Source organism: Exiguobacterium sp. TDN 0502, from assembly GCF_050846835.1.
GTDB lineage: Bacteria > Bacillota > Bacilli > Exiguobacteriales > Exiguobacteriaceae > Exiguobacterium_A.
Window position 1 is genome coordinate 528,596 of record NZ_JBOZGJ010000001.1, and the last position, 17,281, is coordinate 545,876.

At 49.7% G+C, this 17,281-nt stretch carries 16 protein-coding genes and 1 riboswitch; of the genes, 8 read left to right on the forward strand and 8 right to left on the reverse strand.

The genetic code is table 11. The annotated features are described in order from the left end of the window. Positions 1-68: 68 nt before the first annotated feature. The 3 genes from ACRPK8_RS02550 to ACRPK8_RS02560 form a co-directional block, all read right to left on the reverse strand. Positions 69-2,111, reverse strand: a complete 2,043-nt coding sequence (locus ACRPK8_RS02550) for a putative bifunctional diguanylate cyclase/phosphodiesterase (protein WP_432236768.1) — start codon at positions 2,109-2,111, stop codon at positions 69-71. Positions 2,112-2,294: 183 nt separating this feature from the next. Then, the gene (locus ACRPK8_RS02555) at positions 2,295-3,032 is read right to left on the reverse strand and encodes an anti-sigma factor (protein WP_432236769.1); all 738 of its coding nucleotides are present in this window, start codon (positions 3,030-3,032) and stop codon (positions 2,295-2,297) included. After that, positions 3,013-3,576 (reverse strand): RNA polymerase sigma factor, encoded by a 564-nt coding sequence (locus ACRPK8_RS02560; RefSeq protein WP_432236770.1) that lies wholly within the window; start codon positions 3,574-3,576, stop codon positions 3,013-3,015. The genes ACRPK8_RS02555 and ACRPK8_RS02560 overlap by 20 nt, the downstream gene beginning before the upstream one ends. A gap of 226 nt (positions 3,577-3,802) precedes the next feature. On the opposite strand from ACRPK8_RS02560, the gene ACRPK8_RS02565 reads away from it, so the two are divergent. From ACRPK8_RS02565 to ACRPK8_RS02575, 3 genes are all read left to right on the forward strand, one after another. Continuing rightward, on the forward strand, positions 3,803-4,066 hold the full coding sequence (locus tag ACRPK8_RS02565) for a metal-sensitive transcriptional regulator (RefSeq protein WP_432236771.1): 264 nt from the start codon (positions 3,803-3,805) through the stop codon (positions 4,064-4,066). A 478-nt stretch (positions 4,067-4,544) separates the two neighbouring features. Then, entirely contained in the window at positions 4,545-5,351 is an 807-nt protein-coding gene (locus ACRPK8_RS02570) for an SMP-30/gluconolactonase/LRE family protein (protein WP_432236772.1), read from the forward strand. 126 nt (positions 5,352-5,477) lie between these two features. Next, positions 5,478-6,212, forward strand: coding sequence for an MBL fold metallo-hydrolase (locus ACRPK8_RS02575; protein WP_432236773.1), 735 nt, complete (start codon positions 5,478-5,480; stop codon positions 6,210-6,212). Between the two features lie 53 nt (positions 6,213-6,265). On the opposite strand, the gene ACRPK8_RS02580 is transcribed toward ACRPK8_RS02575, so the two are convergent. Next, on the reverse strand, positions 6,266-7,876 hold the full coding sequence (locus tag ACRPK8_RS02580; RefSeq protein WP_432236774.1) for an alpha-glucosidase: 1,611 nt from the start codon (positions 7,874-7,876) through the stop codon (positions 6,266-6,268). A gap of 148 nt (positions 7,877-8,024) precedes the next feature. Here ACRPK8_RS02580 and ACRPK8_RS02585 point away from each other — a divergent pair, with 148 nt between their 5' ends. The 4 genes from ACRPK8_RS02585 (at position 8,025) to ACRPK8_RS02600 (ending at position 11,975) form a co-directional block, all read left to right on the forward strand. Then, positions 8,025-9,212 carry an aminotransferase class I/II-fold pyridoxal phosphate-dependent enzyme gene (locus ACRPK8_RS02585; protein WP_432236775.1) on the forward strand — a complete coding sequence of 396 codons (1,188 nt, stop codon included), beginning with the start codon at positions 8,025-8,027 and terminating at the stop codon, positions 9,210-9,212. A 62-nt stretch (positions 9,213-9,274) separates the two neighbouring features. Beyond that, positions 9,275-9,379: riboswitch (SAM riboswitch) on the forward strand. 84 nt (positions 9,380-9,463) lie between these two features. Next, positions 9,464-10,477 (forward strand): methionine ABC transporter ATP-binding protein, encoded by a 1,014-nt coding sequence (locus ACRPK8_RS02590; RefSeq protein WP_432236776.1) that lies wholly within the window; start codon positions 9,464-9,466, stop codon positions 10,475-10,477. Further along, positions 10,467-11,132 (forward strand): methionine ABC transporter permease, encoded by a 666-nt coding sequence (locus tag ACRPK8_RS02595; protein ID WP_432236777.1) that lies wholly within the window; start codon positions 10,467-10,469, stop codon positions 11,130-11,132. The genes ACRPK8_RS02590 and ACRPK8_RS02595 overlap by 11 nt, the downstream gene beginning before the upstream one ends. A gap of 27 nt (positions 11,133-11,159) precedes the next feature. Next, entirely contained in the window at positions 11,160-11,975 is an 816-nt protein-coding gene (locus ACRPK8_RS02600; protein ID WP_432236778.1) for a MetQ/NlpA family ABC transporter substrate-binding protein, read from the forward strand. A gap of 55 nt (positions 11,976-12,030) precedes the next feature. Here ACRPK8_RS02600 and ACRPK8_RS02605 read toward each other — a convergent pair whose 3' ends face one another. Further along, complete coding sequence (locus ACRPK8_RS02605; RefSeq protein ID WP_432236779.1) at positions 12,031-12,528, reverse strand: N-acetyltransferase family protein; 498 nt, start codon at positions 12,526-12,528, stop codon at positions 12,031-12,033. An 86-nt stretch (positions 12,529-12,614) separates the two neighbouring features. Further along, positions 12,615-13,493: a CAP domain-containing protein gene (locus ACRPK8_RS02610; RefSeq protein WP_432236780.1), complete on the reverse strand. Its 879-nt coding sequence runs from the start codon at positions 13,491-13,493 to the stop codon at positions 12,615-12,617. Between the two features lie 350 nt (positions 13,494-13,843). Here ACRPK8_RS02610 and ACRPK8_RS02615 point away from each other — a divergent pair, with 350 nt between their 5' ends. Further along, positions 13,844-14,200: a hypothetical protein gene (locus ACRPK8_RS02615; protein WP_432236781.1), complete on the forward strand. Its 357-nt coding sequence runs from the start codon at positions 13,844-13,846 to the stop codon at positions 14,198-14,200. A gap of 15 nt (positions 14,201-14,215) precedes the next feature. Here the strand turns inward: ACRPK8_RS02615 and ACRPK8_RS02620 are convergent, their stop codons facing one another. Continuing rightward, the gene (locus tag ACRPK8_RS02620; RefSeq protein ID WP_432236782.1) at positions 14,216-16,966 is read right to left on the reverse strand and encodes a chitobiase/beta-hexosaminidase C-terminal domain-containing protein; all 2,751 of its coding nucleotides are present in this window, start codon (positions 16,964-16,966) and stop codon (positions 14,216-14,218) included. 129 nt (positions 16,967-17,095) lie between these two features. Beyond that, positions 17,096-17,275 carry a hypothetical protein gene (locus ACRPK8_RS02625; protein ID WP_432236783.1) on the reverse strand — a complete coding sequence of 60 codons (180 nt, stop codon included), beginning with the start codon at positions 17,273-17,275 and terminating at the stop codon, positions 17,096-17,098. Positions 17,276-17,281: the final 6 nt, after the last annotated feature.

The window sequence follows — 17,281 nt, forward strand, 5'->3', positions numbered from 1 at the left end:
CCAGACGTCGCATGCATCGTCCTCGCATGCTTATCTAGCTTACGTAAGGTGATTTTGTTTGGATTGCCTTATCCGACATTCAGCACCGTCTCTTCGATTGTTTGTTGATCGAGATCTTTAACGTGCATCGGCTTACTGTAGTAATAACCCTGCCCGTAATCACAACCGAGGCGCTTCAGGAAAAGATGCTGCTCGAGTGTTTCGACACCTTCAGCGACGACCTCGATGCCAAGACTTTTCGCGAGTTGGATGATCATTTCCGTAATCGCCGTTCCCCGCTCATCGTGCGGGACTTCATCGATGAATGATTTATCGATTTTCAAAATATCAATCGGTAAATGTTTCAGGTGCGTCAAGGACGAGAGTCCCGTTCCGAAATCGTCAAGGGCAATCGTCAGACTAAGTTGTTTCAGCTCTCCGAGCATCATCATCGCCCGGTCGAGATTCTCCATCACTGAAGTTTCCGTGATTTCGAGTTGCAACTGCAGTTCACTTCCGTTTTTCAGGGAGTGGTGAACGATTTCCTTAATCATCATGTTGTGTGATTCGGAGCGGAAATGCATCGCGGATAGATTGACGGATACTTGACGGATGAAATGATCTTCTTTTTTCCAAATCTCCATCTGTGTGACCGTTTCTTTCAGTACCCACTCGGTCAAACGGTGGATCAAGCTGTATTTTTCAGCGAGCGGAATGAATTCTGCCGGCGAGATGAAACCGAATTTCGGATGTTTCCAGCGGATCAGGACTTCCGCCTGATCGACCTTCCCGGTCGCAAGTGCAATCTTCGGCTGGTAGACGAGGGTGAACTCCTTGAAATCCGTCATCGCCCGGCGCAAGGAACCGACGATCAATTGCTCGCGCCGATCGGAATGCAGGACATCATCATATATGATGAACCGGTCCCGTCCTTCGTTCTTCCCGGCCCGTAAAGCACTCTCCATTTGACCGATCCGCATTTCGAGCGTCTCTTTCATGTTCGGCAGGATGACACCCATCGTCGCCGTCAGATGAATCGGCTGATCCTCTAAATCAATCGGTCGACGGACGTCTTCTAGAATCTGTTCGAACACATCCGCTAGATTCGTCTGGGAGATGCGTTTGATCAGGAAGAACTGTGTTCCGTTATAGCGGATGCACGCTTCATCTTCACTCAGTGTCCGTTGCATCCGCTCCGCGAATTGCCGGATGACGGCGTCACCTTTATCAAACCCGAATGTATCATTGACCCATTTGTAACCGTCAAGATCAAGTAACGCCATTGCCATGTCCTCTTTCGAACGGCTGTAATGACCATCAACTTTCGACATGTGATGATCGAGCCATCTCCGGTTATGCAGCCCGGTCAGGTGATCCGTGTAGGCCATCATCTGGAGCGCACGTCGTTCGAGATAGATATACAGACCCGCAATCAGAATCAGCAGCAGAAAGACCGGAATGGCAACTTCGTTCAATATATTCGATGTAACCGGACGATCACCGATGAGACCGGCATCTGTAGCCGGAATACAAAACGATGTTCCGAGCATGCCGACATAATGCATCGAAGAGATGGCAAATCCCATGACGATGGCAATCGGGATCAAAATCCGTTTTTTATCGACATGGCGCAAACGATACAGCAGCAACAAAGCGATGTAAGCAACCGTGACGGCAATCAGCACGGATAAGAGAAACAGACTCTTCTCATACCGGACGACACCTCCGAACTCCATCGCCATCATTCCCAAGTAATGCATCGTGGCGATTCCACCGCCCATCAACGACCCTGCCAGGATTATCTTATTGCGTGTGATCGCTGACGAGTACAACAGATGGAAGGCAATGAACGCAGCCAGTATGGCGGGAATGACGGACAAAAACATTAAAAACCAGTCATAGCGGACGGTGACGGGCAGGGCAAATGCGCCCATCCCGACGAAATGCATTCCCCAAATCGATAATCCCATCGTAAGTGAGGATAAAAACAACGCACGCTTCTTTAAAGACGTCGCTTTTGCAAGCCGACGATTCAGTTCCAGTGAGCCGTATGATCCGATGATGGCAACAAGCACCGACAACACGACCAAGGTCACTTCGTAGTGTTTTGTTAAGATGATCCATTCATTCATTGTATGAGGCCTCTCCTTATGAACTGTCATTCTCATATGTATCGTCGTCATGCCCTCATTTTTTCAGTGAAAAATAGAAATTCATTGCATTTCTTCTTATTTCAATGCTTTTTTCTCTAACTGGGTAGGACATTCTGCACAAAAAAGCCGTATCCGTTTAAAACGGACCGGCTTTCAGATGGATCATAAGGCGACCGAAGCGACGATTTCTCCCGTCGGTTTGTCTAAATCAGGTTCCGGTTCGACCGTAATGGCGACGGCGTCGACTGTCCCGTCTCCCTTAAGCGGGAAGACAGCTGCTGCTTCTCCGTCTTTTTCGATGACACCGTTCGCCGTCGGTGTCTCTCCTTCAATCGTCCATAACTGATAAAGTTGTCCTTTTGGAAGCGGCGGTAAATCTTTCAACTGGACCAGCATATAGGATTTATCATTTTGTGTGAAAATCATGCTTGAGCCTTTGATGGATGCGTTGCTCTCGAAGTTCCCCATTCCTTTGATCTCATCCATCGCCAGTGTCTCCGGTGTATCCGTACTTTCTTCCTGTGACAAAAAATACGCGTTGGCACCGAGTGAGAGAATCAAAGCGGCAGCGATACTCATCAACCAGCCGAGCGGAACACTCTTTTTCTTCGTTTGTTGCTGACGTGCCTGTTTGAGATCTACCGGTGTCGTCACCGGTGTTTCCTTCGGAGATTTTCCCTCTGACGAACCGAGGACTTCTCCAAGAATCCGTGCTTTCATTCCTGTAGGAACGGGTCGCTCCGGAAGCGATTCAGCGATGGGAAGCATGAGTTCTTCCATTTCCAAAAGCGCCTCGCGGCATTCTTCGCACGTCGCAAGATGCGCTTCGAACGCGTCGCGATCCGCTGCAGATAATGTGCCATTGAAATAATCGATTAAGTCATGACAGCGTTCTTCCATCTCGTTCCCTCCCATCCATTCGTTTTCGTAATGCTTGAATCGCGCTCCTGATCCGTGTCTTGACCGTTCCAAGCGGTACATCGAGCCGATCTGATATCTGTTGCTGGGTCATTCCCTGGAAATATACGAGTTCGATCAGCTCTTGCTGTTCCGGCTTCAATTCACTGACTGCCTCACGTACTTCCACGGCCGTCTCACGTTGCATGACCGTCCGTTCGACCGGCTCATCGTATCCGCCGTCACGTTCTTCGACCTCGATCGTCGGCTGCCTTTTTTCACGCCGCAGGCAATCAAGGGCTGCGTTTCGGGTAATCGTTAAAATCCACGAGGAAAACTTTCCTTTTTGTGTATCAAAATCAACACGACCATTCCAAATTTTCATCCATACTTCCTGTATGACTTCTTCGGACAACCGGTCATTATTCGTAAAGCGATGGGCGAATGAGAACAGTAGCCGTTCGTACTTATCATACAACGTCTCAAGCGCCTGTTCGTCACCGCTACGCATCAGATGATAAAGCGATTCATCGGATTGAGTATGCATCCTTCTCCTCCTTCTGAGGTCAGCCTTATCATATAGTATACGCAAGCTGACACCAAATCGTTTTCGATTTTTTCATTTTTCTAAGTAAATATCTTCACCACATCCATATTCCCTAATTCTATCAAAAGTATAGCTTAAAATTCTGCTGAATTGACAGCGATACCGTAATGGGCATAGCATAAAGGTACTACAAGCCGTCAGGTCAACATGAATCGGAGGAATCAACATGGAGTATGATCGTAAGATGAAGAACCGGGTCAGTCGGATCGAGGGACAGTTACGCGGGATTTTACGGATGATGGAAGAAGGTCAGAACTGCCGTGACGTCATCACGCAACTATCCGCTGCCCGTTCGGCGATTGACCGGACGATTGGTGTCGTCGTCAGTTCAAACTTGATTGAATGCGTCAAAGAAGCGGAAGAGACCGGCGACGGTCAGACAGAGGAACTCGTCAAAGAAGCCGTCAGTCTACTCGTCAAGAGCCGCTGATTCCATAATCCCGGTGCTGACTTGAAAGTCAGCCTCTACACAGATAAGGGTGGCAGATGATGATCTGCCACCCTTATCTCGTAAAAAAGATGACTCATTACACGCCACTCCTACAGGAAAAAGCGCATTTTTGCGCTGTCAGAGACAAACAAGACCCGCTTTCCTGCTTGAACGAAGCAGGAAAACTGGCTTGTGTCTCGCCTGAGGAAAGGGCGTGAAAAGACGAGTCATTCTTTTTGGGGTCAACCCCAATACATAAAGAATGACGCGTTACAGGCAATTCATACAGGAAGACTATGGTGTGTCTCACATAAGGAACGGGCGTAATAAGAGACGTCCTTCTTTTTGGGAAATCAGCCCCGTCTTGGTTCCTGCTTCTGCAGTGCTGCAGGTTTGACCGGTCCTGAAAACAGGTATACTAAATTGTTATCATCAGGACGACAATTGATTGCGTCCCATTTTAGGAGGAAGAATCACCATGACTGTTTCTGTATTTATTGATGTCGCCTGTAAAACCGGCGAATCGCCTGTATATGATGCAAAGACAAAACGTTTTTATTTTGTTGATATTCCAAATCAGCTTCTTTTCTCATACGATCTCGTAACCGAAGCATTAAAGCCCTTCACACTGCCGAGTGCCATTACATCGATCGCCCTGACCGACGCACCGGATCTGTTGCGTGTTACGGCAGAGCACGGCTTCGGTACTTTTGATATCCGGGAAGGTCATCTCTCACTTGAGCATCAGCTCTCCCTGCCCGATTCTGACCGGATGAATGACGGAAAACTTGATCCGGCCGGTCAATATGTTGCCGGTAGCATCAATGAAGAAGATGGACAAACCGCGGGACTGTTCCGCTTACGTCATGACGGCTCCATCGACGTCCTGCACGAAGACCTGACGAACTCGAACGGGCTCGTCTGGTCGGAGGATGGAAAGACCCTCTACCACATCGATACGCCAACGAAAAAAGTCTATGCGTTCGATTATGCACCGGACGCCCCGCTGTCGAACAAACGGGTCGCTGTTGATCTTGAGGAAGAGGACGGATTCCCGGACGGTATGACGAAGGATGCGGACGGTCACGCCTGGATTGCGCATTATGCCGGATCCTGCATCACGCACTGGAATCTTGAAACAGGTGAGAAGCTCGACCAGATCGACTTCCCTGTCGCAAATCCGACCTGCCCGATTTTTTATGAAGATCAGTTGCTCGTCACGACAGCAGCAAACGGAGACGACTCCGCACATGCCGGTGCCGTCTTTGCCGTAACATTCAAATGACGATCCAAGGAGGGAACATCTTTTTTAGCGGTGTCCCTCTTTTTTAATCCTTCTGCTAGACGCTAGTCCGAAAACGGACGATACTAGAGGAGAAGACTACTTACTCTTTTGAAGGAGTGAATGCCGATGCGCGTCTCGACCATCGAACGTTTACATCAATTGCAAACGACACCGTCCTTTTTTCCGGTCAACTGCTACCTGTTTGAAGAAGCAGACAGTCTGACATTGATTGATGCCGGACTCGGCATCAACGCCAAGGCGCTTTATCACTACATCCGCCAGCAGGAAAAACCGCTTGGTGCAATTATTTTGACGCACGCCCATGCCGATCATGTCGGATCGCTCGACTTTCTTGCAAGTGCCTTTCCACTTGCCGAAGTTTCGATCAGTTACCGTGATGCTGCCCTGCTGAGCGGAGATGATTCCTTGCGCGAAGGGGAGACGACACCTTTAAAAGGCGGGATTCCGAAACACATCAAGACGCGTCCGGACCGATTGCTCGAGAGCGGTCAACAGGTCGGAAGTCTGAGCGTCATCGCCTCTCCCGGGCATACGCCAGGCTCGATTTCACTCTGGCACGGAGGCAGCCGGACGTTGATTGCCGGCGATGCCTTTCAGACACAAGGGGGTCTCGCCGTCTCCGGGGACGTCCGATGGCAATTCCCGTTCCCGGCCCTTGCCACATGGGATCCGGACGTTGCCCTTCGCTCCGCCGACCAATTGACGGAACTCTCCCCGGACGTGCTTGCCGTCGGGCATGGACCACTCATTCTCGGACCTAGCTACGAGATGCGTCAGGCTGTCGATCGGTTTGCCCAGGTACTACAAACGAGAAAATCTTCACCATTTACCCTGAATTAAAACATCCGCGACGTGCACTCAGATGCGTCGCGGATGTTTTTATATCACGCCATTCACACCTGTTCTGCAACAGGGTAGCGGTACACTCTTGCTTCATAAGGACGCAGTTCATCCGGTGTATCCGGATAGTTTGAGAGGAGCAGCTGTTCCTGCGGTAATAAGAATGCCGTCTCCATCGGTTCATCATGCACGTTAAGCACGATCCGCCAAACGTCACCGTCTAGTTCCCGCTCGTAGATGTAAAGATACGGATCGTGAAGCGCTAAGTCGCGGTACGTACCGTAAACCATGACCGGATGCTCCTTGCGTAACCGAATCAGCTTCCTGTAGAACGCAAGAACCGATGCCGGATCCGCTTCTGCTTGCGCGACGTTGATGTCCGGATAGTTCGGGTTAACGGCTAACCACGGTCTTCCACTCGTAAAGCCTGCCGCGTGCGTGCCGTCCCACTGCATCGGCGTGCGGGAATTATCGCGTGCGAGCAGTTGCATCGACGAGAGCACGACCTCCGGATCCTCGCCGCCAGCAACGCGCTCTTCGTATCGATTGCGAAACGCGACGTCCTGATACATCGACGGATCCGAGAAACGGATTCCTGTCATCCCGATTTCTTCCCCTTGATACACGTATGGAATGCCGGGTAACGTATGCAGCATCAAACCGAGTAGTTTCGCACTCTCGACGCGATACCGTTCGCTCCCGAATCGCGTCACTTGTCGCGTATGATCATGGTTGTTGAGAAACTGTGAATGAACGCCTAACGGATACAGGACGTCATACCAGCGTTTCTGAATTTCCTTGAAACGTAAAAGATCCATCGCCTCCATGTCGTCCGCGATTTCGAAGTGAAACAGTGTTCGCAATTCGTTCCGCTCTTCACTGACATATAACAGACCGTCTTCCGGTCCGACGAACGGGATTTCCCCGACCGTGAACAGGTCTTTTCCGGCAAGGACGTTCGCATGCATCTCCTGCAGAAAGTCGTGTACACCGGGCTGATTTCCGAGATACGACAGATTGAACGGATTGACGACATCCTCAAGCGAGCGTTTTTTAATCAAGTTGATGACATCCATCCGGAATCCGTCGATGCCTTGCTCCACCCACCAGTTCATCATGTCGTAAATCGCCTGACGGACAGCCGGATGCTCCCAGTTCAAATCCGGTTGCTCTTTTGCGAAGGAATGAAAATAATACTGTCCCCGCTCTTCACTCCACGTCCACGGACTCGGCGCAAAATACGAGCGCCAGTTGTTCGGCGGTGTTCCTTCCGTTCCATCTTTCCAGATATACCAGTCATCCTTATCGTTGATCCGGTCCCGCGACTGACGGAACCAGTCATGCTGGTTGCTCGTGTGATTGACGACCAGATCCAAGATGATCTTTAGTCCACGCGCATGTGCCGCTGCAATCAATTCCTGTAAATCCCCCATCGTTCCCGCTTTTTCCATGACATCATAGTAATCTGCGATATCGTAACCGTTATCGACGTCCGGGGAACGGTAACACGGATTCAACCAGACGACATCAACACCGAGCGACGCGATGTAATCGAGTTTGTCGATGACCCCGCGTAAGTCACCGATGCCATCTCCGTTCGAATCCTTAAAACTACGCCAGTAGACTTGATAGACAACAGCCTCTTTCCAGTTGGCTCGCTTCATCTCCTCACTCCTCTCCCTACTCTCTATTCCCGCTCTGCATGCCTGCACCTGTTTATTTGGAAATTTTTTCGAATTTCGAAAAAGTTCTTTTCTTTTGACTGAATATTCGTTATCCTTGACGACAATACCATGAAGGAGGCACGCATCCATGAAACATTTTGCTCCATCCATCGCCATCGACCGGCTTCCTGCACCTGTGTTCGCTGAACTTGCGAACCGGATTGGTGCTGTTAAAGCTGCCGGTCATGATGTCATCACACTTGGTCAAGGAACACCCGATCAAACGACGCCCGTACATATTCTCGACGCACTGAAACAGGCGATCGATGAGCCAACGAACCTTCAATATCCACCGTTTCGTGGACATGATTTTCTAAAACAAGCCGTCGCGCACTTTTACGCGAACGAATTCGGTGTCACGATCGATCCGGCTACAGAAGTCACGATTCTGCTCGGTAGTAAGGCAGGAATCGTCGCTTTACCGCAAACGATCGTTAATCCGGGGGAAGGTGTCATCGTTCCGGATCCCGGTTACCCGGATTACCTGTCCGGTGCCGCCCTTGCCGGTGCGTATCCGATCACACTGCCGTTGCTTGAGAAAAACGACTTCTTACCGGATTACGACTTGCTTGATACAACAGACATTGCGCGTGCCCGGATGTTGTTCCTCAATTACCCGAGTAATCCGACTGGCGCCACGGCAACAGCGGAAGCCTTCGAACAGACGGTCGCTTTCGCGGATGCCCATGATATTTGCATCGTCCATGACCTCGCCTACGGCGGCATCAGCTTCGACGGCCCGACCCGCAGCTTCCTGCAGACCGAAGGCGCAAAAGACGTCGGGATCGAGTTGTTCTCACTCTCGAAACGCTTCAACATGTCCGGCTTCCGGATCGCCTTTGCGATCGGAAATCCGTCCGTCATCTCAAGCATCGAGACGTACCAGGAACATCTTTACGTCAGTGCCTTCACACCGATTCAACATGCGGCGACCGTCGCCTTGACGAGTGATCAGACATGCGTCCGCGAATTAAGCAAGCTGTATGAAACACGACGTGATGCCTTATTCGCAAAACTCGACGCGATCGGTTGGAATGGACCACGTCCCGGCGGTTCGTTCTTCGTTTGGCTCCCGGTGCCTGAAGGTTACACATCCCAAAGCTTCACCGATCACCTGCTTGACGAAGCACACGTCGCGGTAACACCGGGATCCTTCTTCGGTGAATACGGCGAAGGATATGTGCGGATCAGTCTGATCGCCGATGTCGAACGGTTGGAAGAAGCCGTCGACCGCATCGGCACGCTCAACTTGTTCCGGACGCCTGTTGCGGAATAATTCTGAAAAAACGTTTGACAGATGGGAATCATTTCCGTTAAAGTAAATCCCAACAGCATAACTACTTATCGAGAGCGACCGAGGGATTAGGCCCAACGACGTCCGGCAACCACCTATCAGGAACGGTGCCACATCCTACAGAATGGATTCATTCTGAGAGATAAGTTACGAAATCTTACACTTTCGTCGCTTTTTTCTGGTTGCTCTGCTACTAGGAAAAAGCGACTTTTTTTGTATGAGGAGATGAGCGGATGATTGAATTCAAACAGATTACGAAACGGTTCGTCCGGGACCGGACCCCGATTTTTGCTTTACGAGATGTCGATTTGACGATCCAAAAAGGAGAAATCTTCGGCATCATCGGTGAATCTGGTGCCGGTAAAAGTACGTTACTTCGCCTGATCAACGGGCTCGAACATCCGACGCAAGGAACGGTCAAGGTCGACGGTGTCTCGCTCGGCGGGATGTCGAAGGCGGATTTACGTCAACTTCGTTTACGGACAGGCATGATCTTTCAACACTTCCAATTGATCCAGTCGCGCAACGTCGCGGATAACATCGCCTTTGCGCTCAAGGCAGCTGGTGTGAAACGCGCCGATTTTCCAGAACGGATTCAGGAACTCGTCTCGCTCGTCGGACTCGAAGGGTTCGAAACGAACTTCCCGAGCCAATTGAGCGGCGGACAGAAACAGCGCGTCGGGATTGCCCGGGCACTCGCGAATGATCCGACCGTCCTGTTATGTGACGAAGCGACGTCTGCGCTTGACCCGGTCACGACACTGCAAATTTTGGATTTGTTGAAAGATTTGAATGAACGACTTGGTCTGACGATCGTCCTCATCACCCATGAAATCGATGTCGTCAAACAGATTTGCCACCGTGTCGCCGTCATGTCGCAAGGAGAAGTCGTCGAAGTCGCATCTACTTATGACTTGTTCAGTCAGGCGAAACATCCGGTGACCCAGCATTACGTCGATACGGCACTGCAGATCGAACTGCCGGAACGCATCTTGCAAGCGACACCTGGCAAGATCATCCGCTTGCAGTTCACCGGCGAGAAAACCGGCGAGAGTACCTTATCAGAAGCGATCCGTCGGTACGATATCTCGGTCAGCATCCTGCACGGGAAGGTCGACTACATTCAGGATGTCGCCTTCGGTGTCTTGATCGTCAGCCTGACGGGTTCATCCGACCAAATCACTCCCGCCCTCGACTGGCTCGCGACGGAACTTCACGCACTCGAGGTGATTCAGGATGTGGCTTGAACGTATTCAAACGATGTTACCCGAGCTTCTGAAAGCGCTCGGTGAGACAGCGTGGATGGTCGGCATTTCGCTTGCCTTTGCCTTAGTCGTCGGGATTCCGCTCGGGATTCTCCTGTTCGTCACCGATCGCGGATTATTTTTTCAAAATCTTGCCGTCCGGCGTGTCCTTGACTTCGTCGTCAACATCGTCCGGTCCCTGCCGTTCATCATCTTGCTGGTCGCCCTCATTCCGTTAACGAAGTTCTTACTCGATAATACGATCGGTCCGACGGCAGCGTCCGTCAGCCTCAGTGTCGCAGCGATTCCGTTTCTCGCGCGACTCGTCGAGACGTCACTGCGCGAGATTCCGCCCGGTTTGATTGAGGCAGCCGAAGCCTGTGGTGCAACACCGTTACGGATCATCGTCAGTGTTCTTCTACCGGAAGCACTTCCGGGAATCATCCAGGGCATCACGTTAACAACCATCAGCTTAATCGGCTTCTCGGCGATGGCCGGTATCGTCGGCGGTGGTGGTGTCGGTGACCTCGCGATCCGTTTCGGGTATTATCGCTACGATAATCTCATCATGATCGTGACGATCGTCGTCCTCATCGTCATCGTTCAAAGTATTCAAGCACTTGGCAATCAACTGGCGCGAAAAACAGATAAACGCTAATCATACATACACAGGGAGAGTGGAATCATGAAAAAACGATATGCTTTTTTAGCTACAGCCTTACTCGGTGCAGGAGTCCTCGCGGGATGTGGAGACAGCAGTGCGGATGAAAAAGACAAGACAATTAAAATCGGGGCAACGAGTGGTCCGTATAGCGACATGGTCAAACAGGCGATCGAGCCGCAACTCGAGAAAAAAGGCTACAACGTCGAAATCGTCGAGTTCAGCGATTACATCCAACCGAACATCGCCCTCGGTAGCGGCAATGTCGACGCCAACTTGTTCCAACACTCGATTTACCTTAAGACGTTCGCCAAAGAAAAAAACCTCGATCTAAAAGGACTGATCACTGTTCCGACGGCACCGATGGGACTGTATAGTAAGACGGCGAAGACACTCGCCGACGTCAAGACGGGTGCTGAAGTCGCGACACCGAACGATCCGACGAACCAGGCACGGGCGTTGAACTTACTTGCGGAACAAGGATGGATCGAACTGAAAGCGGACGTCGATCCGTTGACCGTCTCAGAAAAAGACATCGTCAAGAATCCGAAGAAACTCGTCATCAAACCGCTTGAAGCGGCGCAATTGCCACGAGCCATCGAAAGCGTCGATGTCTCAGCCGTTCCAGGGAACTTCGCTTTGGCTGCAAAATTCGACTTACTTGATGCGTTAGCACTTGAGACGATGGATGAGCAATACCGCAATCTCGTTGCCGTCCAAACGAAAGATGCGGATTCGCAGGTCGCAAAAGATTTGAAGGCAGCCGTCGAATCGGATGCGTTCAACACAGTCATCGAAAAATCATTCAAGGGATTCAGTAAGCCTGAATGGGCAGATTAAGTAAAAACATCCGGATTTCAGGAGCGCATCGCTCTATGACATCCGGATGTTTTGGTTAAAACCGGTACCACATCAGTTCTTCGTCGTGATACGTATTGCCGATTTTCAGCGCCCGCGGTTCGATCGCGTACGACTCGAAACCAAGGGACCGATACAACGCTTTAGCAGCTTCATTCGTCCGGACGACCGACAGATGGACTTGCTCGATCACAGGACGTTTCTCTAATGTACGTAATGCCTCTTGTACGAGTTGCCGCCCAACCTGTTGCTTTCGGATGCGCGGTGTGACGTACATCGCGAATAGATTCGCTCGATATTTCATCTTGATCGGCTCTAAGCAGACGATGGTGACGACACCGACGAGTTCTCCTTCATGAAACGCACCGAACGTTGCTGCTTGTTCACTCTGAAAACGCGTAGCATACTGTTCGACCGGTCGTTCTTTTTCCGCTTCATAATCGGAGCCAAAGGCTTCCGGATGATGTTGCAATGCTTCTAAGCGGAGTCTTTTATAAAGCGTTGCATCTTCTTCGTTCAATTGACGGATTTCCAAGTACCCCACCTCCTGTTTTTAGTATAAAACAACGCGATGCATGAAAAAGAGGACAACATCGAGTGATATCGTCCTCCATTCACGTATTAAGGTGTCCGGAAATTAATCGTAAAGTACGGCGCATTGTCCCGGAAAGCTACTCCGACATCTGCTTGCGTAAACCGTTTTTGCAGAATGTTGTCCCGGTGTCCCTTCGAGTTCATCAGTCCCCAGTGTGCTGCAAAGACGTTCGGGTACCCCATCGAGAGGTTTTCACCTGCGCTTGAGAAGCGGATACCACCGCGCTCCATCCGGTCGAACGGATCCCGTCCTTGCGGATCCGTATGCGAGAAGAAGTTATTCTTCGCCATGTTCTCACTGTGCCCGCGCGTGACCGGTTTCAGTACCGTATAAGGTGCTAACGCCTTCAATTTATAGTCGGCGCGTTCCCAGTTCATCAGGCGCAACATCAACTTTTCGTCAGTTGTCCGTAAGGCATTTGAAGCAGTGCCATAGAAGCCTTTTTTCTTCGCTTCGACGTCTTTTGGAATTGCAAGCGTCGCTTTGACCTTATTGCCGTCATGCTGGTCGAAGAAATACGTCACGTAATTGCCTTTCTTCTCATAAACGGCTGCATGGTCGAGGTTCAACATGTAATTCGTATTACCTTTACGGTAAGACTTCACTGCCGTCCAACCTTTTTTCTTTAATGATCCTTCCGTATCTTTATTGAGAACGGCACCCTGCGTCGTCACACCGTTCTTAAAACGATACTTCCCGTAATCTTTTCCATCCTTCGTCAAGGCGACGAATTCCTCCGTTGCCGTCCGTCTGACTTCCCAGTCAAATCCCGGATACTCACTGCTATATCGATCAATCAGCTTGCCGCCACTTTTCGGATAATCGGCTTCTGCCTGTTCCATGGAAATGTTTTCGTAACCAAAAAAGGCTACTGCTGCTACTCCGATGATCAGCCATTTTTTCATGTCCTCGTTTCGCCTCCTTTTATTTCATTACCTTTATTTTAAAAGAAATTGACTCTCCCGAACAGTCATCGGCTCTCATTTATCTAAATCACATCTTTCGTCCACAAATCCGACATATTTGATGGGAGCGCTCTCATTTAAGCAAAATGCTTCTATTTAAACGATTCTTGAAAAGGTTTAGTACACATACTGAATATTATTCCCCTCTTCTTAAAATGTGTGAACATTCTTTTATTTTGTCCTTTATTATTTTTGATTGCTCTCTGATGCCGCACTCGGTATTATTAGAATTCGTAAGCCAAACTTTCAATGCTTTTCCAAATAACATCATGCTATGAAGGAGTTGACCTATGGTTTTACTATATTTCATTTACGAATCCATCGCCTTCTTACCGATTCAGCAATACTTATTTTCCGGCTGGATGATTCTTGTCGCTTTAACCGTCTCGTTCAGTTTGGCGAATGCACATGAAGATGTCCGATTAAATCAACGACTCGGTTTCGAATTGCTCGTGCCCGGATCGGGTATGTTGCTATCGAAGAAGTTCATTCCCGGTCTTGCCATCATTCTTTTTTTGATTATCATCCACTTCACCTATATGTTCCGCGTCATCCCGTTACCGATCGCCCTGATCTCAACCCTCTCTATCAGTACGCTCTCTCTACTCTCACTTTTTGTTCCAGCACGCAAAAAAGCGGACCGTTAAGTCCGCTTTTTCATGTCATTGATACTTTGTTGTTTCTTTCAACTTGTACTTGTTCGACAATTCAAGCCAGATCGTTTTTCCTTTTTTCACCTGTACTTGAATGTACGGACGTCCTTGCGAAACACGGAGTGCGAGCAGTTCGCCTTGCTGATCCTTATGCGTTTCACTCGCTTTTAACCAGTGGCGTCCTAATTTCCGTTCAATGAAGATATGTTTCCCTTTTTGAACAGCACGCCAGTTTCCGATTTCTGCTTTTCCTTTAACCGGTACTGCCGTCTCTGCACCTTGAATCGAGATGATCGCCGGGTCATGGTCACTTGCACTGCCGTCCGCTTCCATATATTCCGAGTTGATGTTGACGATATCGGAAGATGTATAGCGCTTTAAGTTGTTTGAGATCAGGATATGATCGAGTACTTGTGCATTTCCGTTATAGACGTACGAGTAGCGCTCGGACTCCGGAAGATCGTCGACTGTGTTCCAGAGATTTTTCCCTTTCAGGATATCAAGTGTTTCTGAGAACTGGAAGTCGTTCAAGTCACCGAGGACGACGACGTTCGAGTCTTTAACTTCTGTTTTCAATTCAGAGACGAAGTCCTGAACGATGTTCGCAATCGCATGACGCTGGACTTCACTCTTACGAACGACCGGTTGGTTCTTACCGAAGTCTGCTCCGTCGCCACCTTTTGAGTTGAAGTGGTTGACGATGACGTGATACGAATCACCGTTGAAGAGGAATTCCGCGACGAGCGGTTTCCGTGAGCTATCGAAGTTCGGATCCGTTGGCTGGATACGACCCGGGTTTTTCGTCAGCTTACCGTTCTCGACTGCGACTGCTTCCGTCGCGCTACCTTTTTCACCCGGTGCGAGTGATACGCGATCCGGGTTATAGAGGAACCCGACACGGATGTTTCCACCTGGTTGTCCCCCGTCCTTCTTGTCTTCCGGTGCAATATCCGTATAAGCGTAACGAACGCCTGTTTTGGCTTCAATCGCCGCAATCAGTGTCTCGAATGATTTCGAAGCATCGACTGTTCCGCTATCCGTCGCACCATCATTATCCTGCATCTCCGTCAAACCGACGATGTCCGGTGTCTTAAGGAATGTCGCGATTCCTTCCGAGACACGATCGACTTTTCCGGCATCAGCCGTCGACGCGAAGTTTTCTACATTGTAAGAAGCGACTGTCAAACGTGACTCCCCTGTTTCGATGTTCGTCGGTTGACGCTCTGCTTCACTTGTGACGAGTTTCGGGAGATCCGCCGCTTTAGTAAGCACCTTATAGGCCGAATAGTTGTAGCTCATGACGCCTTCGATCGTTCCATCGAATTGGTCTCCTGCTTTGGCACGATAAGATGAACTTCCCATCTCGACGAACAAGCGCTCCGGATTGACATTATCCTTCGTCAGAATCGGTGTGCCGCGCTTCGTATACACTTTGTTTGCATCCGTCTGCGTACGAACCGGAATCGTCCGGTTCGCTTGCGGACCTGTGACGCGTGCGTTTGGTAAAGCAACACGCATTCCTTCTAAACTTTCGTACAGATCGATTGCATCTTCTTCTGGGTCAAACTGTGCAAAGGCATCATTGTCGACGACTTGTGTCGGAATCAAGACACCGTCCTCTCCGAGCACGATACTCGCCGGTAACCCTTCATTGAGCGCACCTTTGACAAGATTGACTGAACTGATTTCCGTCATGGCAAGATCGGTATCGAACTTATCACTGTATCCGCCAAGAATCCATTCTTTGACATACCCTGTCGTCGCAACCTTTTGTCCGACGGCAGCACCGTGGTTTTTCGAATAGACGAGAATCCCTTCCGATGTCCGGCTGTCGTTATCCGGATTCGGATCCTGCATATAGAAGTTATTCGCATCAACGACGTATGTGACGACACCCGTCGTACGAACGAGTTCATTTGCATATGGAGACGTATGAGCAACCCCTTGGATGCTACTGATTTTCGTGATCGGAGGTGCGATATAGTACTTGAATGTCGAGACAGCTGACGTTTTACCGTCCTTGACGGCAACCGCTTGAATCGTCATTTCTTCATTGATCGTGATCGGTGACGAATAGACCGGGCTATCAACAGTCGGTGTCGAACCGTCGACGGTATAGTGAATCGTTCCTTCGCCACTCAACGTCACTTGATCCCCGCGCTCGACTTCGCCGACCGGTGAAGCAGTCGGTGCTACGAGCATGTCTCCTGCTTGTGCGTCATGGCTGCCGAGATTCGTCAGTGTATCGACCGGGAAGCTCGTCCATTGCGATGGTTCATACGTTTTTGAACCGGATGTAACGTTTGAGTTCCGAACGAGTGTCGTATCTTTTGCGAAATCTGCAGACGAACCGATTGGTCCGATGATATCAAGGACGACGTCGCCCTTTTTTAATGCAACCGGATCATTTCCGTTGAAGTTCAATGAACCGGTCGTCAATTGTGCTTTTGCTTTAATATCTGCGTTAGCGCTTGAGTTTGCAATGACGAACGTCTTGCCCGGCTCTACTGTACCGGACAGTGTGATTTTCGCTTCAGACGGTCCGCCGTTCGTATATTGAACGAGTGTATAGTCCGCTAAGTTGATGATTTGTCCTGACCCGTTGTATAACTCGATTGCCTTGTTGTTACTTGTTCCTTCTATGTATTCAGACAAGATGACGCCTTCGCCCTCTGCCCCGACAAGACCCGCTTGTGGAAGGATTCCTGCTGTCAATACTCCGGCCAATGCCCACTTTCCAAACGTACTGCCGTATTTCATGATGAGACCCCCTATTGAATTTTCTGACACTTCTTTATAATATCAGATTATATTCAAAAGAGTGTATATTTTTCGTAAAAAAAGATACCATCCTTCGTAAATGAAAGAAATGGTATCGCTTACAACTTTTTATCGTTCGTCTTTGTGACTTTCGTACCATTTTTCAGCTTGCGATGTCGCGATTGGAATCGCTCGTCCTTCCTCATATCCTTCTTCTAACAGAGCGTTTGCAATCTCAATTGCTTTCTTCCGGAGCGGTCGATCAAAGTTCTTAAACGAATCCGGATAATTCTGTTCATCCCACGGCATCTTGCC